27 protein-coding genes, 3 pseudogenes and 1 riboswitch are annotated in these 26,833 nt (G+C 71.9%); of the genes and pseudogenes, 4 read left to right on the top strand and 26 right to left on the bottom strand.

Annotated elements, in window-relative coordinates:
- Window positions 1-92: 92 nt before the first annotated feature.
- The 3 genes and pseudogenes from HG542_RS24525 to HG542_RS24515 form a co-directional block, all read left to right on the top strand.
- Window positions 93-746, top strand: a pseudogene (locus tag HG542_RS24525) (ABC transporter ATP-binding protein); the annotation flags it as partial.
- A complete protein-coding gene (locus HG542_RS24520) occupies window positions 728-1,936 on the top strand; it encodes a hypothetical protein (RefSeq protein ID WP_171084970.1) in 1,209 nt (402 codons plus the stop codon). The pseudogene HG542_RS24525 and the gene HG542_RS24520, both read left to right, overlap by 19 nt.
- A gap of 110 nt (window positions 1,937-2,046) precedes the next feature.
- The gene (locus tag HG542_RS24515; RefSeq protein WP_171084969.1) at window positions 2,047-2,973 is read left to right on the top strand and encodes a DMT family protein; all 927 of its coding nucleotides are present in this window, start codon (window positions 2,047-2,049) and stop codon (window positions 2,971-2,973) included.
- Between the two features lie 71 nt (window positions 2,974-3,044).
- Here HG542_RS24515 and HG542_RS24510 read toward each other — a convergent pair whose 3' ends face one another.
- The 9 genes from HG542_RS24510 to rpsB all read right to left on the bottom strand — a co-directional run bounded on the left by HG542_RS24510 (window position 3,045) and on the right by rpsB (window position 12,823).
- Window positions 3,045-4,067, bottom strand: a complete 1,023-nt coding sequence (locus HG542_RS24510) for an ABC transporter ATP-binding protein (RefSeq protein ID WP_171084968.1) — start codon at window positions 4,065-4,067, stop codon at window positions 3,045-3,047.
- Window positions 4,067-5,680: an ABC transporter permease gene (locus tag HG542_RS24505; protein WP_171085014.1), complete on the bottom strand. Its 1,614-nt coding sequence runs from the start codon at window positions 5,678-5,680 to the stop codon at window positions 4,067-4,069. The genes HG542_RS24510 and HG542_RS24505 overlap by 1 nt, the downstream gene beginning before the upstream one ends.
- A gap of 98 nt (window positions 5,681-5,778) precedes the next feature.
- Complete coding sequence (locus HG542_RS24500; protein WP_171084967.1) at window positions 5,779-6,888, bottom strand: thiamine ABC transporter substrate-binding protein; 1,110 nt, start codon at window positions 6,886-6,888, stop codon at window positions 5,779-5,781.
- Window positions 6,884-6,989, bottom strand: a riboswitch (TPP riboswitch). (Overlaps the previous gene by 5 nt.)
- Before the next feature lie 40 nt (window positions 6,990-7,029).
- Window positions 7,030-8,136: a dual-specificity RNA methyltransferase RlmN gene (rlmN, locus tag HG542_RS24495; RefSeq protein WP_171084965.1), complete on the bottom strand. Its 1,107-nt coding sequence runs from the start codon at window positions 8,134-8,136 to the stop codon at window positions 7,030-7,032.
- Window positions 8,137-8,223: 87 nt separating this feature from the next.
- On the bottom strand, window positions 8,224-9,303 hold the full coding sequence (locus HG542_RS24490) for a phosphatidate cytidylyltransferase (RefSeq protein WP_171084963.1): 1,080 nt from the start codon (window positions 9,301-9,303) through the stop codon (window positions 8,224-8,226).
- A complete protein-coding gene (gene frr, locus HG542_RS24485; protein ID WP_171084961.1) occupies window positions 9,303-9,860 on the bottom strand; it encodes a ribosome recycling factor in 558 nt (185 codons plus the stop codon). The genes HG542_RS24490 and frr overlap by 1 nt, the downstream gene beginning before the upstream one ends.
- A gap of 179 nt (window positions 9,861-10,039) precedes the next feature.
- On the bottom strand, window positions 10,040-10,816 hold the full coding sequence (gene pyrH / locus HG542_RS24480; RefSeq protein ID WP_171084959.1) for a UMP kinase: 777 nt from the start codon (window positions 10,814-10,816) through the stop codon (window positions 10,040-10,042).
- Between the two features lie 164 nt (window positions 10,817-10,980).
- Window positions 10,981-11,817 carry a translation elongation factor Ts gene (tsf, locus tag HG542_RS24475; RefSeq protein ID WP_171084957.1) on the bottom strand — a complete coding sequence of 279 codons (837 nt, stop codon included), beginning with the start codon at window positions 11,815-11,817 and terminating at the stop codon, window positions 10,981-10,983.
- A 172-nt stretch (window positions 11,818-11,989) separates the two neighbouring features.
- Window positions 11,990-12,823 (bottom strand): 30S ribosomal protein S2, encoded by an 834-nt coding sequence (rpsB, locus tag HG542_RS24470; RefSeq protein ID WP_171084955.1) that lies wholly within the window; start codon window positions 12,821-12,823, stop codon window positions 11,990-11,992.
- Between the two features lie 295 nt (window positions 12,824-13,118).
- On the opposite strand from rpsB, the pseudogene HG542_RS36310 reads away from it, so the two are divergent.
- Window positions 13,119-13,550: pseudogene (locus tag HG542_RS36310) on the top strand (peptidoglycan DD-metalloendopeptidase family protein); the annotation flags it as partial.
- Window positions 13,551-13,697: 147 nt separating this feature from the next.
- Here HG542_RS36310 and HG542_RS24460 read toward each other — a convergent pair.
- From HG542_RS24460 to HG542_RS24380, 17 genes and pseudogenes are all read right to left on the bottom strand, one after another.
- Window positions 13,698-14,255, bottom strand: coding sequence for a TetR/AcrR family transcriptional regulator (locus HG542_RS24460; protein WP_171085012.1), 558 nt, complete (start codon window positions 14,253-14,255; stop codon window positions 13,698-13,700).
- Window positions 14,256-14,355: 100 nt separating this feature from the next.
- The gene (gene whiG / locus HG542_RS24455; RefSeq protein ID WP_171084953.1) at window positions 14,356-15,192 is read right to left on the bottom strand and encodes an RNA polymerase sigma factor WhiG; all 837 of its coding nucleotides are present in this window, start codon (window positions 15,190-15,192) and stop codon (window positions 14,356-14,358) included.
- A 234-nt stretch (window positions 15,193-15,426) separates the two neighbouring features.
- Window positions 15,427-16,722: a DNA-processing protein DprA gene (gene dprA, locus HG542_RS24450; protein WP_176606930.1), complete on the bottom strand. Its 1,296-nt coding sequence runs from the start codon at window positions 16,720-16,722 to the stop codon at window positions 15,427-15,429.
- On the bottom strand, window positions 16,605-18,215 hold the full coding sequence (locus HG542_RS24445; RefSeq protein WP_171084949.1) for a YifB family Mg chelatase-like AAA ATPase: 1,611 nt from the start codon (window positions 18,213-18,215) through the stop codon (window positions 16,605-16,607). The genes dprA and HG542_RS24445 overlap by 118 nt, the downstream gene beginning before the upstream one ends.
- Window position 18,216: 1 nt before the next feature.
- Entirely contained in the window at window positions 18,217-18,576 is a 360-nt protein-coding gene (locus HG542_RS24440; protein WP_171084947.1) for a YraN family protein, read from the bottom strand.
- A gap of 110 nt (window positions 18,577-18,686) precedes the next feature.
- Complete coding sequence (locus HG542_RS24435; protein WP_007821609.1) at window positions 18,687-18,995, bottom strand: DUF2469 domain-containing protein; 309 nt, start codon at window positions 18,993-18,995, stop codon at window positions 18,687-18,689.
- Between the two features lie 39 nt (window positions 18,996-19,034).
- Entirely contained in the window at window positions 19,035-19,529 is a 495-nt protein-coding gene (locus HG542_RS24430) for an NUDIX hydrolase (protein WP_171084945.1), read from the bottom strand.
- The gene (gene lepB, locus HG542_RS24425; RefSeq protein WP_171084943.1) at window positions 19,522-20,277 is read right to left on the bottom strand and encodes a signal peptidase I; all 756 of its coding nucleotides are present in this window, start codon (window positions 20,275-20,277) and stop codon (window positions 19,522-19,524) included. Before lepB (HG542_RS24425) ends, HG542_RS24430 begins: the two co-directional genes overlap by 8 nt.
- An 83-nt stretch (window positions 20,278-20,360) precedes the next feature.
- Window positions 20,361-21,350 (bottom strand): signal peptidase I, encoded by a 990-nt coding sequence (gene lepB, locus HG542_RS24420; RefSeq protein WP_171085010.1) that lies wholly within the window; start codon window positions 21,348-21,350, stop codon window positions 20,361-20,363.
- A pseudogene (lepB, locus tag HG542_RS24415) lies at window positions 21,265-22,318 on the bottom strand (signal peptidase I). Before lepB (HG542_RS24415) ends, lepB (HG542_RS24420) begins: the two are co-directional and overlap by 86 nt.
- Window positions 22,311-23,141, bottom strand: coding sequence for a signal peptidase I (gene lepB, locus HG542_RS24410; RefSeq protein WP_171084941.1), 831 nt, complete (start codon window positions 23,139-23,141; stop codon window positions 22,311-22,313). Before lepB (HG542_RS24410) ends, lepB (HG542_RS24415) begins: the two are co-directional and overlap by 8 nt.
- 45 nt (window positions 23,142-23,186) lie before the next feature.
- Entirely contained in the window at window positions 23,187-23,537 is a 351-nt protein-coding gene (rplS, locus tag HG542_RS24405; protein ID WP_171084939.1) for a 50S ribosomal protein L19, read from the bottom strand.
- A gap of 131 nt (window positions 23,538-23,668) precedes the next feature.
- Window positions 23,669-24,478: a tRNA (guanosine(37)-N1)-methyltransferase TrmD gene (gene trmD, locus HG542_RS24400; RefSeq protein ID WP_171084937.1), complete on the bottom strand. Its 810-nt coding sequence runs from the start codon at window positions 24,476-24,478 to the stop codon at window positions 23,669-23,671.
- Window positions 24,478-25,074 (bottom strand): ribosome maturation factor RimM, encoded by a 597-nt coding sequence (gene rimM / locus HG542_RS24395; RefSeq protein ID WP_171084936.1) that lies wholly within the window; start codon window positions 25,072-25,074, stop codon window positions 24,478-24,480. The genes trmD and rimM overlap by 1 nt, the downstream gene beginning before the upstream one ends.
- 97 nt (window positions 25,075-25,171) lie before the next feature.
- A complete protein-coding gene (locus HG542_RS24390; RefSeq protein ID WP_004924853.1) occupies window positions 25,172-25,411 on the bottom strand; it encodes an RNA-binding protein in 240 nt (79 codons plus the stop codon).
- 2 nt (window positions 25,412-25,413) lie between these two features.
- The gene (gene rpsP / locus HG542_RS24385; protein WP_171084934.1) at window positions 25,414-25,848 is read right to left on the bottom strand and encodes a 30S ribosomal protein S16; all 435 of its coding nucleotides are present in this window, start codon (window positions 25,846-25,848) and stop codon (window positions 25,414-25,416) included.
- Between the two features lie 207 nt (window positions 25,849-26,055).
- Window positions 26,056-26,646 carry a hypothetical protein gene (locus HG542_RS24380; RefSeq protein WP_171084932.1) on the bottom strand — a complete coding sequence of 197 codons (591 nt, stop codon included), beginning with the start codon at window positions 26,644-26,646 and terminating at the stop codon, window positions 26,056-26,058.
- Window positions 26,647-26,833 lie beyond the last annotated feature (187 nt).

The raw sequence follows: 26,833 nt of genomic DNA, 5'->3' as shown, positions 1-26,833 counted from the left end.
TGCTTCACATGGTGGCCCCGCCGGACAACGACGTGCTCTGGGCACGTGGCCTGCACTACTCCTACAGCGGTTCCCCCGCCCTCACGGGCGTCTCGATCGGTGTCCGCGAAGGCGAGGTCCTGGCCGTCACAGGGCCCCGCGGCGCCGGGAAGACCACGCTTCTGAAGTGCCTGTCGGGCCAGCTGCTGCCCGACCCCGGCGAGGTGTGGTTCAACAGCGCTCCCGTGCACACCCTCTCCCGCGCCGCCCGCGAGCGGCTGCGCCGCGAGCGCTTCGGCTGGATCGACTCCACCCCGCACCTGGTCCCCGAGCTGTCGGGCTGGGAGAACGCGGCGCTCCCGCTCCTGGTGCGGGGCACGGCCCACCGGACGGCCAAACAGACGGCGCTGGAGTGGCTGGAGCGGCTCGACGTCGGCGACTGCGCACGCAAGAAGCCCAACGCGCTGACACAGGCGCAGCGCCAGCGGATCGCCATCGCCCGCGCGCTGGCCGCCGAGCCGACCGTCGTCTTCGCCGACGAACCGACCGCGCCCCTGCACACCGCCGACCGCGCCCAGGTGCTGCGCACCCTGACCACGGCCGCCCGCTCGCACCACATCACCGTCGTCCTGGCCACGCTGGACGACGAGAGCAGCGCCCTGGCCGACCGCTCGGTCACGCTGGTCGACGGCCGTCGCGGCGGCGGCATCCCGGTGCCGGACGCGACCGACGGGGAGGGCAGAGCGGCGTGCTCGGTCTCCGCCTAGCCCGCGGGGCGCACCCGCTCGTCCTGCTGCGCCGGCTGCTGGTCGCGCTGGCCGCGTCGGGGGTCGGTTTCCTGCTGCTGTGCACGCTGGGGTTCGCGGTGGCGCACCCCGAGCAGCCGGAGGAGTCGCTGGTGCGGCTGCTGTGGTGCGCGGTGCCGCTGGCCGCCGCGGTGCAGTTCGCCGTGGCGGTGGCCCGTTCGGACCCGGCGACGCGGCCGCGCGACGGGCTGGACGCGGCGGGCTTCGGCCCGGTGCAGCTGTCGCTGCTCGCGGCTGCGTCGACCGCCGCGGCCTGCCTGGTCGGCAGCGGCGCCGCCCTCCTCGTCTACCTGGAACTCCGCGGCGACCTCGGCGGCACCCCGCTCAGCGGGGCGGCGGCACACCTGCTGGACGCGGACGCCGGGCTCCCGTGGGGCGCGGCCCTCACCCTGCTCGGACTCCTGCCCGCGCTCGCGGCGGGCGCGTGCGTCGTCCTGCTGCGCCCGCGCAAGGAGCGCACGAGCAGCGCCCCGAAGCACGCCGGACCGGGCGTTGCGGAGGCCGCGCGCCATGAACCCCGGCCGGTCTACGCCGGGTTGCCCTGGGGCGTCGCGGTCATCGCGACGGGCCTCGCCCTGGAGGCGTACGTGGGCCACGCCCCGGCGCCCGAGCCGGGCGCCCTGCTGGCGCTGCCGGGCCGGGAGGGCGCCGCCTCCCCCGGCCTGCTCGGCGGCTGGCTGCTGGCCTGCGCCGGCCTGGTGCTGGCCGGGCCGGGCCTGACGCACTGGTGCGGGGCGCTGCTGGCCACCGGGCGGCCGGGGGCCGTGCGGCTGCTGGCCGGGCGGATACTGCAGGACGCCGCGACCCGGATCGGCAGGCCCCTCGGCGTGCTGTGCGCGGTCGCCTCCGGCGCGCTGGCCGCGGTCGAGCTGTACGGCGCGGCCTGGGAGCACTCGGGCCCCCGCCCGTTCGGTCCGCTCACCGGTCTGGGGGCCGCCGTGGTGATGGCCTGCGTCACGGCCACCGCGATCACCGCGGCGCTGGAGGCCCGGCAGACCCGTGGAGAGACCACAACGGCCCTGCTGCGCCTGGGGATTCCGCTGTCCCTGCTGCGCGGCGCGGCCGCCGTGCGGACCTGCGCGATGCTGGCCGTGCTGACGCCGCTGACCTGGGCGATCGCCGAGCTGGCCGCGCTCCCGCTCACCCGGTGAATGATCACGACTTTTGACCAGTTCTTGACTTGAGGCAACTCCGGCCCCGAAAACCACGTCTGCTACAGGCACGACGGTTTACTGACGTTTTCGGGTGAACGGAGCAATTGGTGATCATCGGCCTTGTGACGGCTGTCGCGGCCTCGGCCTGTTACGGCACGGGCTCGGTCCTGCAAGCCGTGGGCTCGCGCAAATCGGCCCGCAGGGAGGCCGCCACGGCCTCCGGCACCGGGACCACCCAGCACGGCGGACCGAGCCTCTCCTCGACCGCGAAGGCCGCGGTCACCTGGGAGTTCATGGTCGGCACGGTGCTGGACTTCGTGGGCTTCGGGCTCGGCGCGCTGGCCGCACGGATGCTGCCGCTGTTCCTCTCCCAGACGGTCATCAGCGCCAACCTCATCGTCACCGCCCTGCTGAGCATCAAGCTCCTGGGCATCCGGCTCACCCGGCCGGAGTGGATATCCATCGGCGTCGTCTGCTCGGCCCTGGTGCTGCTGGCCACGGCGGCGGGTCACGAGGGCAGCGGCGACGCCGCGATGTCCACGCACTGGTGGCTGCTGGTCATCTCCGTCGTCCTGATGGGCGGCGGCACCGTCGCGGTGCGCCTGATGGGCTCGCGCGCCGCGATCCTCGCCGGCCTGCTGTCCGGCCTCGGCTTCGGCGCGATCGGCGTGGGCGTACGCATCCTGCACGGCATCGACCCCTTCGACCTGCCGGCCCTCGTCACCGACCCGGCCCTCTACGCGATCCTCGTCTCCGGCGCGGTCGGCATGTACCTGCACACGGTCGCCCTGCAGATCGGCTCGGTGAACGGCGCCACGGCGGCCCTGGTCGTCGGCGAAACGGTCCTGCCCGGCATCATCGGCGTGGTGTGGCTCGGGGACGCCTCCCGCGACGGTTTCGCGTGGGTGGCGATCCTGGGCTTCCTGCTGGCAGTTGCGGGCGCGGTGGCGGTGGCGTGGTTCGGGGAACCGGATGGCCATGCGGTTGCGCCGGAGCAGGAACGGGAGCGGGAACCCGAACCGATCAGGTCGTGACGTTCGGGGCAATCGGGTGGGCGGGCGGGTGAGAACCGGGGGTCCGGGGGCGAAGCCCCCGGCTCACGGCCTCAGCGGAGGACGACCACCTCGGCCGCATCGAACCGCACCCCCACCCGCGCAGCGGGTTCCGGCGCCTCGCCGAGCCGGCACACCGCCTCCAGCTCCGGCCCCGCATCCGGCCGCAGCCGCACGGCCACATGGTCCCCGCGGAACGTCCGCGAAACCACCCCGCACGGCACCCCCTCCCCCACGGCACCGAGCCGGACCCCGGCCGGCCGCACCAGCACCCGGCACACACCGCCCGGCGTCCCCGCCGGCACCGGCACCCGGCCCCACACCGTGTCGGCCCGCTCCCCGCTCACCGTCGCCTCGACGATGTTGTCGAAACCGAGGAAGCGTGCCACGAACTCCGACGCCGGCCGCTGCCACACCTCCAGCGGGGTCCCCGACTGCGCGATGCGCCCGTCGCGCATCACCACCACCCGGTCGGCCAGCGCGAAGGCCTCGCCCTGGTCGTGTGTGACGGCCAGCACGGTCGTCCCCAACCGGCGGAACAGCTCGCGCAGTTCGGCCACCAACCGCTCGCGCAGGCCCCTGTCGAGCTGGCCGAGCGGTTCGTCCAGCATCAGCAGCCGCGGCTCCGGCGCGAGGGCCCGCGCCAGGGCGACGCGCTGCTGTTCGCCGCCGGACAGCGCCGCCACCGCGCGCCGCTGCGCATTCGGCAGCCCCACGAGGTCGAGCAGCGCGGCAACCCTGCGCTCCGTCTCCGCCCGCCCGGCCCTGCGCATGCGCAGGCCGAAGCCGACGTTGCCCGCGACGTCCCGCTGCGGGAACAGCTGGTGGTCCTGGAACATCAGGCCCACGCCGCGCTTGTGGACGGGCACGCCGCCCTGGTCCTCGCCCGCGAGGAACACCCGCCCGGCGTCCGGGCGTTGCAGCCCGGCGACGACCCGCAGCAGCGTGGACTTGCCGCTGCCGCTCGGCCCGAGCACGCAGACGGTCTCGTGCTCGGCGACGTCGAGGTCCACGGCGTCCAGCACCGCACGCTCGCCGAAGCGGACGGTCACGCCGTCGAGTCGCAGCATGGACATCAGAACTCTCCCGTACGGTCGGTGCGCAGGCGTTCCAGCACCAGCAGCGCCGCGGCGCAGACCAGCATCAGGATCGTGCTGAGGGCCATCGCCTGCCCGTAGTTGAGCTCACCGGGACGGCCGAGCAGCCGGGCCACGGCCACCGGAAGCGTCGGGCTGTCGGGGCGGGCGATGAAGACGGTCGCCCCGAACTCGCCCAGCGACACGGCGAAGGCGAAGCCCGCCGCGACCGCCAACGCCCGTCCCACCAGCGGCAGATCGACCTCGCGCCACGCCCGCAGCGGCGAGGCGCCCAGCACGGCGGCGGCCTCGCGCAGCCGGTGGTCGACCGCGCGCAGGACCGGCAGCATGGTCCGTACGACGAAGGGCACGCCCACCAGCGCCTGGGCCAGCGGCACCAGGATCCAGGACGTCCGCAGGTCCAGCGGGGGTTCGTCGAGGCTGATGAGGAAGCCGAATCCGACGGTGACGGCCGAGGTGCCCAGCGGCAGCATCAGCAGGGCGTCGAAACCGCGGACGAGTCTGCCCTCCCGCCGGGTGAGCGCCGCGGCGGCGAGACCGCCGACGACGACGGCGAGGGCGGTGGCGGCCAGCCCGTAGGCCGCGGAGTTCCCGATGGCCTCCAGCGGGGCGACGACGAAGGTGCCGCCGTTGTCGCCCGCGGAGGCGAGGGCGCGGTAGAAGGCGAGCCCGTAGCCGTCGGGCCCGTCGAAGGAGCGCAGGACGAGGACGGCGAGCGGTACGAGCACCAGCAGGACGACCGTGCCCAGGACCGCGGCCAGCAGGGCCCACTGCCCCGCTCCCTGCGGGCGGCGCGCGGTCCGTGCCGCACTCACCAGCCGCAGGGTGGCCTCGCGCCGGCGCACGGTCCGGGCGTGCACCGCGAGCAGCAGGGCCACGGCCAGGAACTGCAGCAGGGTGAGCACCGCGGCCGTGGGCAGGTCCAGCAGTTGTGCGGTCTGCTGGTAGATCTCCACCTCGAGCGTGGCGTAGCGCGGTCCGCCGAGGATCTGGACGACGCCGAAGGAGGTGAAGGTGAACAGGAAGACCATCAGCGCCGCCGCCGCGACGGCCGGCGCGAGCGCGGGCAGCGTCACACGCCGCCAGGCGGCCAGGCGGCCCGCGCCGAGCACGCGGGCGGCCTCTTCCTGGCGGGGGTCGAGCTGGGCCCACAGACCGCCGACGGTCCGTACGACCACGGCGTAGTTGAAGAAGACGTGGGCGACGAGGATCGCCCAGACCGTGGTGTCCAGGCGGATGCCCCACCACTCGTCCAGCAGTCCGCCGTGCCCCAGCAGCGCCAGGAAGGCCGAGCCGACGACAACGGTCGGCAGCACGAACGGAACGGTGACCACGGCCCGCAGCAGCTGCTTGCCGGGGAAGTCGAAACGCGCGAAGACATACGCGCCGGGCAACGCGAGTGCGAGCGTGAGGGCTGTGGAGGCGGCGGCCTGCCACGTGGTGAACCACAGAACGTGGCCGGTCTCCGGATCGGCGAGCACCTCGCCGATCCGGCCGAACTGCCACTGCCCGTCGCTCTTCAGTCCCCGGGAGACGATCGAGGCGACGGGAAAGGCGAAGAAGACCCCGAAGAAAGCGAGCGGCAGAGCCATCAGACCGAGCCGCACGGCCGTCGGCCGGACGGTCGCACGGGACGCCTTTTCGGCGTCCCGCGCGGTCACCTCGGGACGGTCTGTCGCTTCAGAACGGTCTACTTCAGGACGAGCGAGGACCATGCCTTGACCCACTGGTCACGGTTCTTGGCGATCTTCTGCGGGTCGACGGTGGCCGAACTGTCGATCTGCGCACCGTACTTGGTGAACACCTCGGGCAGCTTGGCGTCCTGGTTCGCCGGCTTGACGAACATCTGGAGCGGCATGTCCTCCTGGAACGTCTTGCTCAGCAGGAAGTCGATGAGGGCCTTGCCGCCGTCGGGGTTCTTCGCGCCCTTGAGCAGCCCGGCGAACTCGGTCTGCCGGAAGCACGTGCCGGTCGCGACGCCGGTCGGGGCGTCCTTGGGGTCCGGCTGCGGCTTCATGTCGAGCACCTCGGCCGGCGGGCTGGAGGCGTAGGAGACGACGAGCGGCTTGTCGCCCTTGGCCTTCTTTCCGGCGGCGGAACCGGAGAAGCGGCTGTTGTACGCCTGCTCCCAGCCGTCGACGACCTCGACGTTGTTGTCCTTGAGCTTCTTCCAGTAGTCCTGCCAGCCGTCGTCGCCGAACTTGGCGATGGTGGCGAGCTGGAAGGCGAGGCCCGGGGAGGAAGTGGCGGAGTTCTCGGTGACGAGGAGGTTCTTGTACTCCGGCTTGACCAGGTCGTCGAGCGTCTGCGGCGGGGCCAGCTTGTGGTCGGCGAAGTAGGCGCGGTCGTAGTTGACGCAGATGTCGCCGGTGTCGATGGGCGTGACACGGTGCTGCGCGGCGTCGAGCTGGAGGTCGCCGGGGACCCGGTCCAGGCCCTTGGCCTGATACGAGGTGAACAGCCCGTTGTCCAGCGCCCGCGAGAGCAGCGTGTTGTCGACGCCGAAGAAGACGTCGCCCTGCGGGTGGCTCTTGGAGAGGATGGCCTGGTTGACGGCCTGGCCCGCGTCGCCGCTCTTGAGCACCTTGACCGTGTAACCGGTCTGCTGCGTGAACTCCTTGAGCACGGAGTCCGAGGCGGCGAAGGAGTCGTGCGAGACGAGGGTGACGGTCTTGTCGCCCTTGCCGCCCGACGACTCGGAGTTCTTCGAGCTGCCGGAGCCGCCGCACGCGGCGAGCGCGGGCAGGCCGAGCACGCCGACGAGGGCGGCCCCGAGGGCACGCCGGAGGGTGGTGTTCATGGTCGAGCTGACTCCCTACGCCGGTACTAACCGGATCAGGTCCGAGGGTCTGCGGGCCGTGCCGCACTCTCAGCGCTGTGTGCGCTCCCCTGTCGGATGTTCATTTGTGCGAATGATGCAGATGGACAGTACCAGCCGGGCTCAGCGCTCGGTGGCGGCGAGCTGGCCGCAGGCTCCGTCGATCTCCTGGCCGCGGGTGTCCCGGACGGTGACGGGCACGCCGTGCGCGGCGATCGCCGCGACGAAGGCCCGCTCGTCCTCGGGGCGGGAGGCCGTCCACTTCGACCCCGGGGTGGGGTTGAGGGGGATCAGGTTGACGTGCACCCGCTTGCCCTTGAGGAGCCTGCCCAGGAGGTCGCCGCGCCACGCCTGGTCGTTGATGTCCCGGATCAGGGCGTATTCGATGGAGATCCGGCGGCCGGACTTCTCCGCGTACTCCCAGGCGGCGTCCAGGACCTCGCGGACCTTCCAGCGGGTGTTGACCGGCACCAGGGTGTCGCGCAGCTCGTCGTCGGGGGCGTGCAACGAGACCGCGAGGCGGCACTTGAAGCCCTCGTCCGCGAACCGGTGCATCGCGGGCACCAGGCCGACCGTGGAGACCGTGATGCCGCGCTGGGACAGCCCGAGGCCGTCCGGCTCCGGGTCGGTGAGCCGGCGGATGGCGCCGACCACGCGGTTGTAGTTGGCGAGCGGCTCGCCCATGCCCATGAAGACGATGTTGGACAGCCGCGCCGGGCCTCCGGGCACCTCGCCGTCGCGCAGTGCGCGCATGCCGTCCACGATCTGGTGCACGATCTCGGCGGTGGACAGGTTGCGCTCCAGACCGGCCTGGCCGGTCGCGCAGAACGGGCAGTTCATGCCGCAGCCCGCCTGGGAGCTGATGCACATGGTGACGCGGTCGGGGTAGCGCATCAGCACCGACTCGACGAGCTTGCCGTCGTGCAGCCGCCAGAGAGTCTTGCGGGTGGTGTCGTTGTCGCACGAGATGTGCCGCACCACGCTCATCAGCTGCGGCAACAGCTCGCTCGCGAGCTTCTCCCGCGCGGCGGCGGGGATGTCGGTCCATGCCTCCGGGTCGTGCGCGTACCGGGCGAAGTAGTGCTGGGACAGCTGCTTCGCGCGGAACGGCTTCTCGCCGATCGCGGCGACGGCCTCGCGGCGTTCGGCGGGGCTGAGGTCGGCAAGGTGCCGCGGGGGCTTCTTGGCTCCGCGGGGGGCGACGAAAGTGAGTTCTCCGGGCTTAGGCATGGTTCTTCCAGTGTCGCAGACGAACGGAACGGGGCCCGCCGTCCGTGGACGGCGGGCCCCGCACAACAAAAGGTGCAGCTCAGCAGCTCAGGAGCCGACGAAGACCACCATCAGCAGCCAGACCACCGGCGCGGTCGGCAGCAGGGAGTCCAGCCGGTCCATGATCCCGCCGTGGCCCGGCAGCAGGGCGCCCATGTCCTTGATGCCGAGGTCCCGCTTGATCATGGACTCGCCCAGGTCGCCCAGGGTGGCGCTGACCGCGACGGCGAGGCCCAGCAGCAGGCCCTGCCACCAGACGCCGTCGTCGATCAGGAACTGCATGCACAGCGCGCCCGCCACCATCGCGAACGCCACCGCGCCGAGCAGACCTTCACGGGTCTTGCCGGGGCTGATGCGCGGCGCGAGCTTGTGCTTGCCGAACCGCCAGCCCACCGCGTAGGCACCGGTGTCGCTGACCACCGTGAGGATCAGGAAGGTCAGCACCCGCCAGGCGCCGTCCCCCGCGGCCAGCATCAGCGCCACGAACGTGGCGAGGAACGGCACGTAGAAGGCCGCGAAGAGGCCGGCCGTGACGTCCTTGAGGTAGTCGTCCGGCGGTTCCGTCATCCGCCAGACGAGCACCGCGAGCGCCGTGAAGGCCATGGCCACCCAGGCGCCCTCGGCACCGTTGACGTAGCCCGCGACCACCATCGCCGCGCCGCCGATCGCCAGCGGCACCAGAGGGGCCCTGATGCCCTTCCGCTCCGCGAGCCGGGAGGTCAGCTCCCACAGCCCGACCACCACGGCGAGCACGATCACGCCGAGGAAGACGGGCTTGTAGACGAACAGGGAGGCGAGGATGACCGCGCCGAGGCCGATCCCGACCCCTATCGCGGCCCGCAGGTCGCGGCCTGCGCTCTTCTTCCCCGCCTGCGCCGCCTGCGGGGCGGCGGGCTCCTCCGGCCGGATGTCGGGCTCCTGTTCATCGCGGAACAGGGGGCCGCCGACATGAGCGGCACCCTGCTCACGGTCGTCCTGGTCTCCGCCTGCGTCGGGCACGATGGGCATGGGGCGAGTCTGCGCCGCCGCGCCCGCCTCGTGCAGAGGACCCGCCGGGCCGGCGGGTCCCCCGTCGGGGGACCACCGGTGTCCCATATGCGGCGGAGCTCCCCAGGATGCGTCGTTCATCAGACCTCGAGGAGCTCGGATTCCTTGTGCTTGAGCAGCTCGTCCACCTGCGCGACATACTTCGCGGTGGTGTCGTCGAGCTCCTTCTCGGCGCGGCGCACCTCGTCCTCGCCGGTCTCCTTGTCCTTGACGAGCTTGTCCAGGGCGTCCTTGGCCTTGCGGCGGACGGAGCGGATCGAGACCTTCGCGTCCTCGGCCTTGGTCTTGGCGACCTTGACGAAGTCCCGGCGGCGCTGCTCGGTCAGCTCGGGGAACGTCACCCGGATGATGTTGCCGTCGTTGCTCGGGTTGACACCCAGGTCGGAGTCGCGGATCGCCTGCTCGATGTTGCGCAGCGCGCTCTTGTCGAACGGCGTGACGACGGCCATGCGCGGCTCGGGCACCGAGAACGACGCCAGCTGGTTGATCGGCGTCAGTGCACCGTAGTAGTCGGCCACGATCTTGTTGAACATCGCGGGGTGCGCACGCCCGGTGCGGATCGCCGCGAAGTCCTCCTTGGCGACCACAACGGCCTTCTCCATCTTCTCCTCGGCCTCGAGGAGGATCTCTTCGATCACCACTTGCTCCTGGTGTTATCAGTAAGCAGAGCCTCGCCCCTGCGCGCGTCTTCTCCTGCACGGTGTCCGACCGGCAGGCAGTTGTCCATCCCCGTGCCGAGGGTCTTCCCGCGGCACGGAGTTGCCGCCCCGGGCCCGCCGAGGCCGTCGGCGGGCGGTACGGGCGGCCGTGCGGGCTCTCAGTCCCGCGAGCCCTGGTCGCTCACGAGCGTGCCGATCTTCTCACCCTTGACCGCACGGGCGATGTTGCCCTCGGCGAGCAGCTCGAAGACGAGGATCGGCAGCTTGTTGTCCATGCACAGGCTGATGGCCGTGGCGTCGGCGACCTTGAGGCCGCGGGCGAGCACCTCGCCGTACTCCAGCGCGTCGAACTTCACCGCGTCGGGGTTCTTCTTCGGGTCGGCGTCGTAGATCCCGTCGACACCGTTCTTGCCCATGAGGATCGCCTCGGCGTGGATCTCCAGGGCGCGCTGGGCGGCGGTGGTGTCCGTGGAGAAGTAGGGCATGCCCATGCCCGCGCCGAAGATCACGACGCGGCCCTTCTCCAGGTGGCGCACGGCGCGCAGCGGGATGAACGGCTCGGCGACCTGGCCCATGGTGATGCCGGTCTGCACCCGCGTCTCGACGCCTTCCTTGACCAGGAAGTCCTGAAGGGCGAGGGAGTTCATCACGGTGCCGAGCATGCCCATGTAGTCCGAGCGGGCCCGGTCCATGCCGCGCTGCTGGAGCTCGGCGCCACGGAAGAAGTTGCCGCCGCCGATGACGACGGCGATCTCGTAGCCCTCGCGGACCACGGCCGCGATCTCACGGGCGATGGCGTGCACGACATCGGGGTCGACACCGAGCCCGCCGCCGCCGGAGAAGGCCTCACCTGACAGTTTCAGCAGGAACCGGCGGCGACCGGCCTTGACGGCGCTGTTGTCGGCGGCCTGCGTGGCGTCCGCACCCTGATTCATTGGAAATCTCCTCGTGCACATACGAAGAAGGCCATTGCCGGACGGGTTCACTTCGGATCCCTCTGCGGCAATGGCCTCCTCGTCACATCAGCGGCCGGCCGGTGGACGGTCGGCTGCATACGACCCTAGCGGGTCGCAGGTCGTTCGCTGCCCTGCCGGGCGGCTCAGGCGCCGACGCGGATGCGCGCGAAGCGCTTCAGCGTGACACCGGCCTCGTCCAGGACCTTCTGGACGGTCTTCTTGTTGTCCTTCGCGAAGGGCTGGTCCAGCAGGACCTGCTCCTTGAAGAAGCCGGTGACGCGACCCTCGACGATCTTCGGGAGGGCGGCCTCGGGCTTGCCCTCGGCGCGAGCGGTCTCCTCGGCGATGCGGCGCTCGTTGTCCACGACCTCGGCCGGGATGGCGTCGCGGGAGAGGAACTTCGGCGCGAAGGCGGCGATGTGCTGCGCGACGTCCTTGGCGACCTCGGCGTTCTCCTTGTCCAGCTCGACCAGCACGCCGACCTGCGGGGGCAGGTCCGCGGCGGTGCGGTGCATGTACGCGGAGACGTAACCGCCGGCGAAGGCGGCGAAGCGGTCCACGACGATCTTCTCGCCGAGGGTGGCGTTGGCCTCGTCCACGAACGCCTGGACGGTCTTGCCGGCCTCGATCTCGGAGGCCATCAGGGCCTCGACGTCGGCCGGAGCGGTCTTGGCGACGTGGGCGGCCAGGGCCTCGGCGACGGCCACGAACTTCTCGCCCTTGGCGACGAAGTCGGTCTCGCACTTGAGCTCGACGATGACACCGGAGGTGTTGTCGTCGGCGATGTTCGAGACGACCGCACCGTTCTCGGTGGTGCGGCTCTCGCGCTTGGCCACGCCCTTCAGGCCCTTGACGCGGACGATCTCGATGGCCTTCTCGAGGTTGCCCTCGGCCTCGTCGAGCGCCTTCTTGCAGTCCATCATGCCGGCGCCGGTCTGCTCGCGGAGCTTCTTGACGTCAGCGGCGGTGAAGTTCGCCATCCTTGAATCCTTCTCGTGCACTACGCCTGGTCCCGGGCCGTCGGCACCGGGCTTGGGCTGGTCCGTCTTGAGGTCACCACAACGACCGGGCCCCGTCCAACGGACGGGATCCGGCCGTGGATCCACCGGGACACCGCGGGGGCCCCTGGCCCCCACGGTGCGGTGCGGAGGGTCAGGCCTGCTCGGCGTCCGCGGCCGGCTTCTCGGCCTCGGCGGCGGGCTCGTCGGCCTTCTTCTCGCCCTCGAGCAGGTCGCGCTCCCACTCGGCCAGCGGCTCGCCCGCGGCCTTCTCGCCCTTGCCCTCGGTGGCAACACCGGAACGGGCGATGAGGCCCTCGGCGACGGCGTCGGCGATCACGCGGGTGAGCAGGGTGACGGAGCGGATGGCGTCGTCGTTGCCCGGGATCTTGTAGTCGACCTCGTCGGGGTCGCAGTTGGTGTCGAGGATGGCGACGACCGGGATGCGGAGCTTGCGCGCCTCACCGACGGCGATGTGCTCCTTCTTGGTGTCGACGACCCAGATGGCGCTCGGCACCTTCTGCATCTCGCGGATGCCGCCGAGGGTCTTCTCCAGCTTGGCCTTCTCGCGGGAGAGGACCAGGAGCTCCTTCTTGGTGAGGCCGGAGGCGGCCACGTCCTCGAAGTCGATGAGCTCGAGCTCCTTCAGGCGCTGCAGGCGCTTGTAGACGGTCGAGAAGTTGGTGAGCATGCCGCCCAGCCAGCGCTGGTTCACGTAGGGCATGCCGACACGGGTCGCCTGCTCGGCGATGGCCTCCTGGGCCTGCTTCTTCGTACCGACGAACATGATGGAGCCGCCGTGCGCGACGGTCTCCTTGACGAACTCGTAGGCGCGGTCGATGTACGACAGCGACTGGAGCAGGTCGATGATGTAGATGCCGTTGCGCTCCGTGAAGATGAAACGCTTCATCTTCGGGTTCCAACGACGGGTCTGGTGACCGAAGTGGACGCCGCTCTCCAGCAGCTCCCGCATCGTGACGACGGCCATGGCCGCGCTCCTTGAGGTACTCGGTTTCCACGGCGGCCGGCCGGCCGCCGCTCCTGACGCCCCGACGCGCCAGCCGTGACACTCCGTGTATGCACAGGAGATCGACGGACCGAGGGACACGTCCACCGGGAAACCGGTGGCGGGGCGTGCGAAGTCGACCCGGTGACCCGGATCGCCAAGAGAAGTGTACGGGACCCGAGAAGGCGCGGGTGACGGCGTTGTGCACAACCCGCGAGTAGTCCACAGATCCCGTTCAAGATCCCCGCGCTGCGCCGGGATCCGTCACCGTGGGCACATGCGACAGCACCACGTGCGACGGCACGCCCACGGCTTCTTCGGCCTCTTCTGCCTCTTGTTCCTCCTCTGCATCTGCGCCCCGCCCGCCCGGGCCGACGGTCGCGGTCCGGACCGGGCCTGGCCCGTGACGGGGGCGCGGGGCGGCCGGCCGCTGGTGTTACGCGGGTGGGATCCGCCGCCGGTGCGCTGGGCGGCCGGGCACCGGGGGGTGGATCTCGGTGCCCGCGCGGGCACCGAGGTGCGGGCGGCCGCGCCGGGCAGGGTGTCCTTCGCGGGCACGGTCGCGGGCCGCGGGGTGCTGTCGGTGGAGCTGGACGGGACCGGCAGCCCGCCCCTGCGGACGACGTACGAACCGGTCCGGGCGACGGCGCACGAGGGCGACCACGTGGCGGCGGGCCAGGTGGTGGGGTTGCTGGATGCGGGTCCTGCCCACTGCGCTGCCGGCTGCCTGCACTGGGGCCTGCTGCGCGGGGACGTCTATCTCGACCCGCTGAGCCTGCTGCCGCCGTGGATGCTGCGGCGCCCGCCGTCGCGGCTGCTGCCGCTGACCGGGCGCCTGGGAGGTACAGCCGCGGCCTCAGCCGCGGACGCCTCGCAGGGCCATGGAGACGGCGGCCTCGGTGATCCGCCCGGGTTCCTCGGCCGCACCGAGTTCGATGCGGCGCACCGCGGCGTCGACGACGCCCTGGAGCAGCATCGCGGCCAGCCGGGGCTGCTCGTGGCCCAGTTCCTCGAGGGCCTCCACGACCATGGCGATCAGCCCGCCGTGCGCGGCGCGGATCTTCTCACGGGCACCGGCGTCCAGCTCGCCCGCGGAGATCGCGACCACGGCCCGGTGCCGGCGGTCGCCGACGAGCGCCAGCTGCCGGCGCACATAGGCCTCGATCTTGCCCTCGGGGGTGGCGGCACGCTCCATCGCGGCCTCGACCTCGGCGGCCCAGACGGGGAAGTCGACGGCGCACAGTTCCTCGACCACGGCCGCGCGTGAGCGGAAGTACTCGTAGACGGAGGACCGCGCGAGCCCGGTGCGCTCGGCGAGGGCGGGGAAGGTCAGCGCCTCCGTCCCGCCTTCGGACAGCAGGGAGCGGGCGGCGTCGAGCAGGGCGCCGCGCTGCATGGTCCGGTGCTCGGCCACTGAGGCCGCTCGAATCCTGGGCACGGTCCCCACTTTACGGATCTGCCGTACGGGAGACGACGGTGGAGGCCGGAATCGGAGGAAGGACCGGAGGGACGGTTCAGCGTCCGACGTCCGCCAGCTTGGCCCTGAGCTGGAGGACGGACTTGGTGTGGATCTGGCTGACCCTGCTCTCCGTGACGCCGAGCACGTGGCCGATCTCGGCGAGGGTGAGGCCCTCGTAGTAGTAGAGGGTGACCACCGTCTTCTCGCGGTCCGGGAGGGTGTTGATGGCGCGGGCCAGGAGCCGGCGCAGCTCGTGGTCCTCGGCGACCTCGACGGGGTCGTCGGCGGTGGTGTCCTCCAGCGTGTCCATCAGGCTCAGCCGGTCGCCGGCCTCGCCGCCCGCGTGCAGCAGTTCCTCCAGGGCCACCACGTTGGCCAGCGACAACTGGCTGAAGACGGAGTGCAGTTCGTCGAGCGGGATGCCCATCTCCGCCGCCACCTCGGCCTCGGTGGGCGTGCGGTGCAGGGCGGCCTCCAGGGTGGCGTACGCGCGCTCGACGGCCCTCGCCTTCTGCCGGACCGAGCGCGGGATCCAGTCCAGCGCGCGCAGTTCGTCGATCATGGCACCGCGGATCCGGGTGATGGCGTAGGTCTCGAACTTGATCGACCGCGCGGGGTCGAACTTCTCGATGGCGTCGATGAGTCCGAAGACCCCGGACGAAACGAAGTCCGCCTGCTCGACGTTGGGCGGCAGGCCCACACTGACGCGTCCCGCCACGTACTTCACCAGCGGCGAGTAGTGGAGGATCAGTTGCTCGCGCAGCCGGTCGTCGCCCGAGGTCTTGTACGCCTGCCACAGCTCGTCGAGCGTGGCGGGCGCGGGCGGGCGCACGGCGCCGCGGGCCGCGGGAGGTGCCGCCGCGCGGTCGGAACCCGAGGTGTGCCGGTGCATACGTCGTCTTGAGCCGTTCTGCTGTGACGTGGATCGGGTGGTGCGGATGGCTGGAATCCGTGAGCGTAGCGTGACTGGAGCACTGCGGTGCGCGAGGAGACCCCTTCGGTGTGCGCAGATACGTTCCGCGGACCGCAACGTCACGGCGACGGCCGCGGGGCGCCCGCGACGGCAGGGGCCCGTCGTGGGGCCGCAGCGGTCGTCCTCTTCACCCTTTCACCCGATCACCCCAGGTCAATCACCGCCTCGCCGCACACCGCCATGCCGTCCGGGGGGCTTGGGGGTACCGGATGTTGACGCCGTGGCAGCCAACTGCCAGAGATCACCCTGTCGTTCCACGAAGCCCAGGGCCTGGAGCTCGTAGAGCCGGGCCAGGGCCCGCTCCCGTCCCGTCCCGGCCTCGCGGGCGATCGCGCGGGCCTGTGCGCCCCCGCGCGCGGGCACCGCCTCCAGCACCCCGGCCGCCTCGGGGTCGAGCAGGTCCCGGGCCACCACCGGCCCCCGGCGCGGCGGCGCCAGCTCCCCCATCCCGCCGACGAGCTCGGCCACATCGTCGGCGTCGGACACCAGGCACGCACCCTCGCGCAGCAGTTCGTGCACCCCGGCCGAGAGCCCCGACGTGACAGGACCCGGCACACCCATGGTGTGGCGTCCGAGTTCCCGCGCCCGGCGGGCCGTGACGAGCGATCCGCTGCGGTACTCGGCCTCGACGACGACGGTGCCGCGCGTCAGGGCCGCGATGACCCGGTTCCGCAGCACGAATCTGCTGCGCGTCGGGTGCCCGCCCGGCGGCAACTCGGCCAGCAGCAGCCCCTGTTCCGCGATGCGGTCGAGCAACTCGGTGTGCCCGCGCGGATAGGGCACGTCCACCCCCGAGGCCAGCACCGCCACCGTCGCCCCGTCGGCGGCGAGCGCTCCCCTGTGGGCGGCGCCGTCGACCCCGTAGGCCGCCCCCGAGACGACGACCCAGCCGCGCTCCGCGAGCCCGGCGCCCAAGGTGGCCGCCACATGGGAGCCGTAGCCGGTGCAGGCCCGGGCGCCGACCACCGCCACGGAGCGCAGCGCCCATGTCCGCACGCCCGGACTCCCGCGCACCCACAGGCCGATGGGCCGGGCGTCGCCCAGGTCGTCCAGCTGGCCGGGCCATTCGAGGTCGCCGGGGCAGAGGAAGCGGCCGCCGAGCCGGGCGACGGCGGCGAGGTCGGCCACGGGGTCGAGCACCTCGGCGCGGGCCCGGCACCCGGCCAGCCGTTCCTCCCGGGCGCCCCGGGGCGGTGATCCCTTGCCCGTCAGCCCACGCACCAGCCCCACGGGCCCCATCTGCCGCAGCCATCGGCCGATGGTCTCGTCGCCGGGCTCGGTCAGCCGGGTCAGGGCCGCCCGCGCCAGCCGCTCCTCCCGGCCGGGCCCCGTCACGGCCGTCCCCCCGCCAGGACCGCGCCCCGCCGGATGCCAGTGCGCAGCTCCAGGGCCTGGGCGACGTCCTCGGCGTCGGGCCGGTCGTGCCCGGCGAGGTCGGCCACCGTCCAGGCCACCCGGAGCACCCGGTCCAGCCCGCGGGCCGTCAGCAGGCCGCGCTCCATGTCCCGCTCGGCCTCGGCCAGCGCGCCCGGACCGGCACGCCAGCGGGTGCGCAGCTCGTGCCCGGGCACCTCGCTGTTGGTGCGCCACGGCGTGCCCGCGTACCGGTCGGCGGCCCGCTCGCGGGCGGCGAGCACCCGGGAGGCGACCACGGCGGTCGGCTCGGCGGTGCCCGGCCCGGTGAGCTCGGAGCGCGCCACCGGCTCGACGATCACCCTGAGGTCCACGCGGTCCATCAACGGCCCCGAGAGCCGGGCGAGATAGCGCCTGATCACCCGCGGCGGGCAGTCGCAGCCGTCCCCCGTCATGCCGTGCCGGCCGCAGGGGCAGGGGTTGGCGGCGAGGGCGAGCAGGAAGCGGGCCGGGAGGCGCATCACCCCGCCCGAGCGGGCGATGACCACATGACCGGATTCGAGGGGCTGCCGCAACGCATCGAGCACCCGCCCGGGGAACTCCGGGGCCTCGTCCAGAAAAAGTACGCCGCGGTGCGCCAACGACACCGCCCCGGGCCGCGGCATCCCCGAGCCGCCGCCGACCAGGGACGGCATGGAGGCGGAGTGGTGGGGCGCGCAGAACGGCGCGCGGTCGATGAGGGGCTGCCCCGGCGGAAGCACCCCGGCCACCGAGTGCACCGCCGTCACCTCCAGTGACTCCTGACGGGTGAGGGGCGGCAACAGCCCGGGCAGCCGCTCGGCCAGCATCGTCTTGCCCGCTCCTGGCGGCCCTTGGAAGAGGAGGTGGTGGCGCCCGGCGGCGGCCACCTCCAGGGCCCGGCGGGCGCGGTGCTGGCCGGCGACCTCGGCCAGGTCGGGCCGGTCGAGGGCGTCCGGCGCGGGCCCGCCCAGGGCGGCTCCCGGCAGGACGAGCCCGGCCAGCATGGGGTCCGGGTGGCCCTCGCCCGGCAGGCTCTCGTCCTCCTCGGGCACCGGCTCGTCGGCCAGCACCGCGATGACCTGGCGCAGGCTGCGCACTCCGAGGACCGAGATCCCGGGCACCAGCGCCGCCTCGGCCGCGGTGGCCTCGGGGACGACGACGTGCCGGTAGCCCGCGTCGGCGGCGGCCAGCACCGCCGGGAGGACGCCGCGGACCGGGCGGACCCGGCCGTCGAGGCCCAGCTCGCCGATCAGCATCAGGTCGGCGATGGCGCGCGGGTCCACCCGCTCGGCCGCGCCCAGGACGGCGCAGGCCACGGCCAGGTCGAAGCCGCTGCCGCCCTTGGGGACGGAGGCCGGGCTCAGGCCCACGGTGAGCTTCTTCTGCGGCCAGTCGGCACCGGAGTTCACCACGGCCGCCCGGACCCGGTCCTTCGACTCGACCAGGCTCTTGTCGGGCAGGCCGACCAGGGTGAAGGCCGCGACGCCGGGCTCCAGCCCGGCCTGGACCTCGACCACGACGCCCTCGACCCCGACCAGGGCGACCGAGCAGGTACGGGCGAAGCCCATCTCAGGCCACCCCCTTGATGTGCTCCACCACGGGCGCACCGCGGTCGGGGACGACCACGCCCACCACGTCGATCCGCACACCGCCCGGCGGCGGCCCGCCGTGCCGTTCCAGCCAGCACTCGGCCAGCAGTCTCAGCCGGCCCGCCTTGCCGGGCCGCACGGCCGCCAGCGGATGTTCGTACGGCCCGGCTCTGCGGGTCTTCACCTCGCACACGACCAGGGCGTCCGCATCGCGGGCCACGATGTCCAGCTCGCCGTCACGGCACCGCCAGTTCCGCGCCAGCACCGTCATCCCGGCCTCGGCCAGCCGACGTACCGCCAGGTCCTCCCCGTAGCGTCCGAGCGCTCGTCGAGCGTCCATTCGGCACCACCTCCCGCACCGAGAGTGACGCCTGCGCCGGAAACTGTTGGATCTTGGTGGACAACCCGGCGGTTGTGGAAAACCCCGTCACCCTTCCGGGGACGGGAGCGTCACCCTCCCGGAAGGTCGAGGTCGGTCTTGTTCAGCTCCTCGATGTTCACGTCCTTGAACGTGAGCACCCGCACCTGCTTCACGAACCGGGCCGGACGGTACATGTCCCAGACCCACGCGTCGGCCATCGAGACCTCGAAGAAGACCTCTCCCTGCACGGAGTGGACCTGCATCTCGTAGTCGTTCGTGAGGTAGAAACGCCGTTCGGTCTCGATCACGTATTTGAACAGTCCGACGACATCGCGGTACTCCCGGTAGAGCTTCAGCTCCATCTCGGTCTCGTACTTCTCGAGGTCCTCGGCGCTCATGGCATGTTCCCCTTCAGCCGTGCGTCCCCCCATTGTGCTTCAGGCGCGCTCCGTCTCCAGGCGCACCGGTGAGCTCGGGGGACCCTCGTCGAGCAGCCTCTGCAGCAGCTCGGCGAGCCTGGTCGGATACACCGTCTCACGGGTCGCGAGCAGTTCCCCGCAGGTCCACCACCGCAGACCCGTGAGACTGCGCCGCTCCAGCTCCGTCCCCCCTCCGGTCCAGTCGGGCTCCTGGTCGGTCCGGGCCAGGAAATAGCACTCGTCCTGGTCCCAGCGCCGCCCGTCGAACGGGAAGGAGCAGATGCGCCGCCAGAGCACCGGACCCAGCTCGATCTCGGTGATCCCGGTCTCCTCGGCCAGTTCCCGGCGTGCCGCGTCCGCCCAGTCCTCGGCGCCCTCCAGCCCGCCGCCGGGGGTGAACCACCAGGTGTCGGAGGGGTCGTCCGGTTCGTAGCCGTGGAGCAGCAGGATGCGGTCCTGCCGGTCGAGCAGCACCACCCGGGCCGCCTTGCGGAGCGCGTCGTGCTCAGCCATGGGAGGCCACCGCCCTCTCGTGTCGCTCCCGTCGCGCCGCCCGTCCCGCCGCGCGGCGGGCGACGGGACCGTACGCCGCACCTCCCAGGATGAGCACGGCGCCGGCGATCACGGCGGTCGCCAGCTCCGGCAGCGGTCCGGGCTGCGAGGTGCCGCCCGGGAGCGCGGCGAAGGAGGACGGGCGGCCGAGCATGCCCCAGCGCGGCCAGGCCGTGGCGTCGACGCGGGCGCGGACGGTGTCGCCCGGCACCGTGCCGTGGCCGGGATCGGTGAGGTGGTAGCGGGAGTCGAGGGAGTCGGTGCGGTGGTCGCCCAGCAGGAAGAGCTGTCCCTCCGGCACGGTGGCCGAGAAGCCGGTGGGCGAAGCGGGCCCCTCGGTACCGAGGTACGGCTCGTCGACGGACCGGCCGTCGACCGTCAGCCGCCCCTGCTTGTCGCAGCACGCGACGGTGTCCCCGCCCACCCCGACGACCCGCTTGACCATCGGCACGTCGCCCCAGACCTTGTCCCGGAAGACGACCACGTCCCCGCGGCGCACGTCGCCGCCGTGGATGCGCTCGGCGAGCACCCGGTCGCCCCGGCCGATGGTCGGGGACATGGAGTCGGTGGGCACCGTGTACGGCTGGTACAGGAACGCGCTCCAGGCGAAGCCGCCCAGGAAGAGCACACAGCCGAGAGCCACGGCCAGCCCGGACAGCACCCTGCCCAGGCGGCCGCGGCCCTCGCCCGTACGTTCCGCTGCGCTCATCGCGACCCCCGTGTGCCTCGGATCCGCATCCCGCCGCCCGCGGCGGCATGGAATCGCACCCTACCCGGGGGTACCGGCGCCGGTCAGCCCTTCTGCGCGGCCTTCCGGACGGTGATCCGGCGGCGGCGCCACAGCACCAGCGGCACCGCGCCCGCCAGCCCCAGCGCGGGCGGTGCGGCAGCGGCCGCCGCGCTCAGGCCCGGCTGGTCGAAGGTGTCCGGCACCGGCAGCGTGGACCAGCGGTTCAGCGGCCAGGCGACGACGATGGCGCGCCCGACGACCTCGTCCTCCGAGACCGTGCCCTGGTACTTGTCCAGCTCCTGGTGGTAGCGGGAGTCGAGGGAGTCCTGGCGGTGGTCGCCCATGACCCAGATCCGGCCCTTGGGCACCTTGATCGGGCCGAACGGCTTGTCACCGCAAGGCGTGTTGCCCGGGAAGATGTACGGCTCGTTCAGCGGCTTGCCGTTGACGACCACCGGGTCGTTGTTGCCCTTGCACTCGACGGTGTCCCCGCCGGTCGCGATGACCCGCTTGATGAGGTCCTTCTCCTCGGCCGAGGGCATCAGGCCGATGAAGCTGAGCACCTTCTGCAGGCCGCCCGCGATGGGGCCGTTGTCCTGCTGGGGGGTCTCGCCGAGCCAGCCGCCCGGATCGTGGAAGACGACGACCTCGCCGCGCTCGGGTTTGGAGCCGAACCACGGCGTGAGCTTGTCGACCAGCACCCGGTCACCGCGCTGCAGGGTGTTCTGCATCGACTCCGACGGGATGGAGAACGCCTGCACCAGGAACGTCTTGATGATGAGCGCGAGGACGAGAGCGATGCCGACCAGGATCGGCAGCTCCTTCCAGAAGGATCGTTGCTTCTTGGGCACCATGTTGTTCGCACCCCGCCCGGACGCCCGCGGGGGCTCCTCCCCGGACGTCACCTCTCCGTTCTCCGGCCCGGCCGGCCCGGCCTCGGCCTGGGACATGGCCTCATCGGGCGCGTCACCCCTCGGTGACCCCGGTGCCCCGTCCGGCCCGCCCGGCCGCTTCTCGGGCTCTCCGTGACCGGACCGTGCGCCGACCGCCAAATCCCCCACAATCCACTCCTCACTCCACGCTGCCGCCTGTCGTACATACGACGCAGGCCCACCACTCCCATAACGAGCGGGAGTTCCGCAGGGGTCGGGAGCCGGATCAATCCTTCCTGATCCGTGGGGGACACCCTATGCTCCGGGGCGCCCGCCCGCGCTCCCGCCGACGGCGCGTCCCCGACCGAAGAAAAAGTGCCGGATCCGGACAGCCCGCGCCAGTGGTCGAACGGCCAGGCGATCACGATCGCCCGCCCGACCACCAGGTTCTCCGGTACGGTCCCCTGCCCGGCCTCGTCCAGATGGAAGCGGGAATCGGCCGAATTGGAGCGGTGGTCCCCCATGACGAAGAGCCGTCCCCGGGGCACCTTCACCTCGAAGCGGATCTGTGAGGGCGGGTTGCCGGGGTGGATGTACGGCTCGTCCAACGGCGTTCCGTTGACCGTGATTTTGCCGTCCTTGTCGCAGCACTTGACGGTGTCGCCACCGGTGCCGATCACGCGCTTGATCAGGTCCTGCTCGTCGGCGGACGGCAGCAGGCCGATGAACGTCAGCCCCTGCTTGATCTGCCGGATGCCCACCGGATCCTGCCCGGTGTGCGTCTGCTCGCCCTCCAGCCAGCCGCCCGGGTCCTTGAAGACCACCACGTCACCGCGCTGCGGTGTGGACCCGAACCAGGGCGTCAGCTTGTCGACGAGCACCCGGTCGCCGATCCGGATGGTCTGCTCCATGGAACCGGACGGGATGACGAACGCCTGGACCAGGAACGTCTTGAGCACCAGCGCGATCAGCAGCGCCACCGCTATGAGGACCGGCACCTCGCGGATCGTGGCCCGGCGCCTGCGCCGCACGGCCCGGCGTGCGGCCTTCCGCCGCGCGGCCCGGCCCTCCGGTACGGGGGTCTCCTCGGCCGCGCGTCCTGCCGCCCGGCCGCGCCCCCCGGTGGCAGCACGGCTGTGGCTACCCATGCGGCATACCGCCGTGGGCGGCCCCCCGCCCCGGAGCCGGCACGCCGTCGAAGGCGCCGGTCCTCGGCAGCGAGCGGATCCGGCCGAACGGCCAGCCGATCCAGTCGGCACGTCCTATGACCCGGTCCACGGGGACCGTGCCCCCGCCGGGCTCCCCCAGATGATCACGGGAGTCACGGGAGTCGTCGCGGTGATCCCCCATGACCCAGAGCTTTCCCTCCGGCACCACGATGTCGAACGGTACCCGGGACGGGGCGTCGCCGGGGTGGAGATAGCCGTCCTCCAGCACCGGATGGCCGTTGACCTGCAGCAGCCCGCGCTTGTCGCAGCAGGTGACGCGGTCGCCGCCGATGCCCACGACCCGCTTGACGTAATCCGTGCCCGCCGGGGTCATCAGGCCCACGGAAGAGCCCGCCTTGCGGATCACCGCCGTCACCGGGTTCTCGGGGGGCGGGTCCTGGACGAAGGAGTCGGTGCCGTCGAAGACGATCACGTCGCCGCGGCGCGGCGTGTCACCGAAGCGGTAGGCGAGTTTGTTGACGAGCACCCGGTCGCCGATCCGGAGCGTGTTCTCCATCGAGCCGCTCGGGATCAGAAAGGGCTGCACCAGATAGCTGCTGACCAGGAGCACGAACACCATGCAGCAGGCCAGCAGCAGCACGGCCCGGCGCAGCGGCCCGCCGCCCGTCGCCCACTCCCGCAGGGCGCGCAGCGGGGAGGAGCCCCGGACATGCGCGGAGCGCGACCCCTGCTCCTCCCCCTCGACGGGTTCTGGAGAGTGGTCGCGCTCCGGAAGCTGTGCGAACTGTGCGTCGGTGTCCATCGGACCGAAAGCCTATCCGGCCCGGTCGGGACTCCGACGAGCAGATCAGCGCTCGCGCTTCTCCTTGATCTTCGCGGCCTTGCCGCGCAGCTCACGGAGGTAGTACAGCTTGGCGCGACGGACGTCACCGCGGGTCACGAGCTCGATCTTCTCGAAGATCGGGCTGTGCACCGGGAAGGTGCGCTCGACGCCGACGGAGAAGGAGACCTTGCGGACCGTGAAGGTCTCGCTGATGCCCGCGCCCTGACGGCGGATGACGACACCCTTGAACTGCTGGATACGGGAGCGGTTGCCCTCGATGACGCGAACGTGGACGTTCACGGTGTCACCGGGACGGAAGGCGGGGACGTCGGTGCGCAGCGACGCGGCGTTGACGTTGTCGAGCAGGGAGGACATACGAGTCTGCTTCCTCGCCGATGCCACAGGTCATCGGCGGAACGGTTCCGGAAAGTCGAAGGTGCTGCCTGGGCGGCGGGCGGCGTCTTTCCCCCTGTGGCAGGGGCGCGCGCCGGACGCAAGGCAACGGCTCATTCTTCCACGGCCTGCCCCGGACGCCCAAATCGGCCGTCATCGCCCGGGGCCCAGCCCAGGATCGAGAGCATTTCGCGGTCCTTCTTGTCGAACGCCGCCGGGTCGGCCCGCTCGATCAGGTCGGGCCGGTTCGCGGCCGTCCGGCGCAGCGCCTCGTCGCGGCGCCAGCGGGCGATCTTCCCGTGGTGGCCGCTGACCAGCACCTCCGGTATGCCGCGGCCGCGCCACTCCGGGGGCTTGGTGTAGACCGGGCCCTCCAGCAGGTCGGCCATGGCGCCGGGTGCGAAGGAGTCGTCGCGGTGCGACTCGGCGTTGCCCAGCACTCCGGGCAGCAGCCGGGCGACGGCCTCGACCATCACCAGGACCGGGGCCTCGCCGCCGGCCAGCACATAGTCGCCGATGGAGACCTCGCGCACGTCGACGCGGTCGCCGTACTCCTCGATGACGCGGCGGTCGATGCCCTCGTAGCGGGCCGGGGTGAACACCAGCCACGGCTTCTCCGAGAGCTCGACGGCCAGTTCCTGGGTGAACGGCCTGCCGCTCGGGGTGGGGACCACGATCACGGGCTCCCCCTCGCCCGAGGCGATGATCTCGTCGAGCGCCTCGCCCCACGGCTCGGGCTTCATCACCATGCCGGGGCCGCCGCCGTACGGGGTGTCGTCGACGGTGTTGTGCTTGTCGTGCGTCCAGCCGCGCAGGTCGTGGATGCGCACATCCAGCTGCCCGCGGGCGCGGGCCTTGCCGACGAGCGAGACGTTCAGCGGTTCGAGGTACTCGGGGAAGATCGTGACGACGTCGAGGCGCATCAGGCGTCACCCTCTTCGCGGGTGCCCTCTTCGCCGGAGCCCTCTTCCTCGGAGCTCTCCTCGCGGGAGCTCGCGACCTCGGCCTCGGCGGCGTCGAGGAGACCGCGCGGCGGGTCGACGACCGCGCGCTGGGCGTCCAGGTCGATCTCCGTGACGATCTCGGAGACGAACGGGATCATGACCTCGCCGCCGTCGGGGCGCTCCACGATGAACAGATCCTGCGAGGGCAGGTGGGAGATCTCCGCGATCCGGCCGACGACCGTGCCGTCGACGGTGACGACCTCGAGGTCCATCAGCTGGTGGTCGTAGAACTCCTCGGGGTCCTCGGGCGTCTCGTCCGGGTCGACCTCGGCGATCAGGAGGGTGTTGCGCAGCGCCTCGGCGGCGTTGCGGTCGGCGACGCCGGTGAAGCGGAGCAGCAGCCGGCCGCTGTGCACCCGGCCGGACTCGACGGTCAGCGGCCCGGCACCGGCCGGGTCGGTGGCCAGCACGGCACCGGGTCCGAGCCGCAGCTCGGGCTCGTCCGTACGCACCTCAACGGTGACCTCGCCCTTGATCCCGTGGGCGCGGCCGATCCTGCCGACTACGAGCTGCACGATCCGATCCTCTGTCCTTCAGGTTTTTCCGTACGAACGCGACAACGGGCCGGGAAGGAGAACCCTTCCCGGCCCGTGCCGGTGCTCAATCGCTTGCTCAGCGAACGTGGTCCACGTCGACGAGGTCGACGCGGATGCCCCGGCCGCCGATGGCACCCACGACAGTCCGCAGTGCACGCGCGGTGCGGCCGTTGCGGCCGATCACCTTGCCGAGGTCGTCGGGGTGGACCCGGACCTCCAGCACGCGCCCGCGGCGCAGGTTGCGCGAGGCGACCTGCACGTCGTCGGGGTTGTCGACGATGCCCTTCACGAGGTGCTCAAGGGCCTCCTCGAGCATCCTCAGGCCTCGGTCGACGCGGACTCGGCCTCGGCGGCCTCGTCCTTCTTCTCCGACTTCTTGGCCTTCGGGGTGATGGCCTCACCCTTCGCCTCGCTCGCCTCGAGAGCCTTGGTGAACTCGTCGAACGCGGCGCGCTTGTCCTTCGGCTCGGCCACGAGCATCGGGGCCGGGGCCGGCAGGCCCTTGAACTTCTGCCAGTCGCCGGTGACCTTGAGGATGGCGAGCACGGGCTCGGTCGGCTGGGCGCCGACGCTCAGCCAGTACTGGGCGCGCTCGCTGTTGACCTCGATGCGCGAGGGGTTCTGCACCGGGTGGTACAGGCCGATCTCCTCGATCGCACGGCCGTCACGGCGGGTGCGGGAGTCGGCGATGACGATGCGGTAGTGAGGCGAACGGATCTTGCCCAGACGCTTCAGCTTGATCTTGACTGCCACTGGAGTGGTGTCTCCTGGTCTTGACGTGGTTGGGCACAACGGGATGCCACGTGGGGTTGCGGTACTCGGGTGCCCGATGGACGCGTCAGCCGGAGGAGAGAGGGGTCCTGTGCGACTGTCGAGTACAGCCCCCCATTGTGCCATACCGGCCGGGGGCGGCCGACCCGGACCGGCCTGCCGCACCCCGTGAACCGGCCCGGGCCCGCCTCAGCCGACGGAAACGGTCTCCGGGATGCGGAACGGCTGCCCGCAGCCGCCGCACATGATCGGTGCCTGCGCGAGCACGGAGGGCACGACCCGGACGTTGCGCCCGCAGTCGCACACCGCCTTCACCCGCACCCCGCCGCCGGACGAGCCGTGCCGGGCCGCCGGGCCCCGGAAGGTACGGGTGGTGTCGGCCGCCGTGGCGACCGTGTGCGCCTTGAGGGCCCGCTGCAGTCTGTCCATGGTGGGCCGGTAGCGCTTGCGCGCCTCCGGGTTGAGCACGACCAGGGAGAAGCCGCTGCTGGGATGCGGCTCTTCGCTGTGGTCGAGTCCCAGCTCCTCTGCGATCGCCAGGAACCGGCGGTTGTGGTAGCGGCCGGCGCGTGAGGTGTCCCGGACACCGCGGGCGGCCGCGATGCCGTGCACTGCCTCGTGCAGCAGCCTTTCGAAGGAGAGCTCGGCGCCACAGGCGGACGACGACTCCCCGATCAACGATTCGGGCGCGGCTAGATCCGGCAGCTCGGGGTGGTACCGCTGAATGTCGGCCCACGCCTGCGCCAGCTCTGCGGCGAGTACAGGTGGTGTCGTGCTCACGTCGTGACAACGAGCAGGGACGGCCCGGTGTTCCGATACCGGGCCATCCCAAATATTTTGCACGTACCAGTCAGTTTCCCGCCTCATACGCCCCGACGAGGGCGGGTGCGCAGAACTGCGGAGAACCCGCGCACCTGTTCGCAAGGTGGGACGTACTGACGCATCAGTCAGCACTCACGCGCCGACC

This window comes from Streptomyces morookaense (assembly GCF_013030945.1).
Lineage (GTDB): Bacteria > Actinomycetota > Actinomycetes > Streptomycetales > Streptomycetaceae > Streptomyces > Streptomyces morookaensis.
Note: the sequence above shows the minus strand (reverse complement) of the source record. Positions and strands in the feature narration are given on the sequence as shown.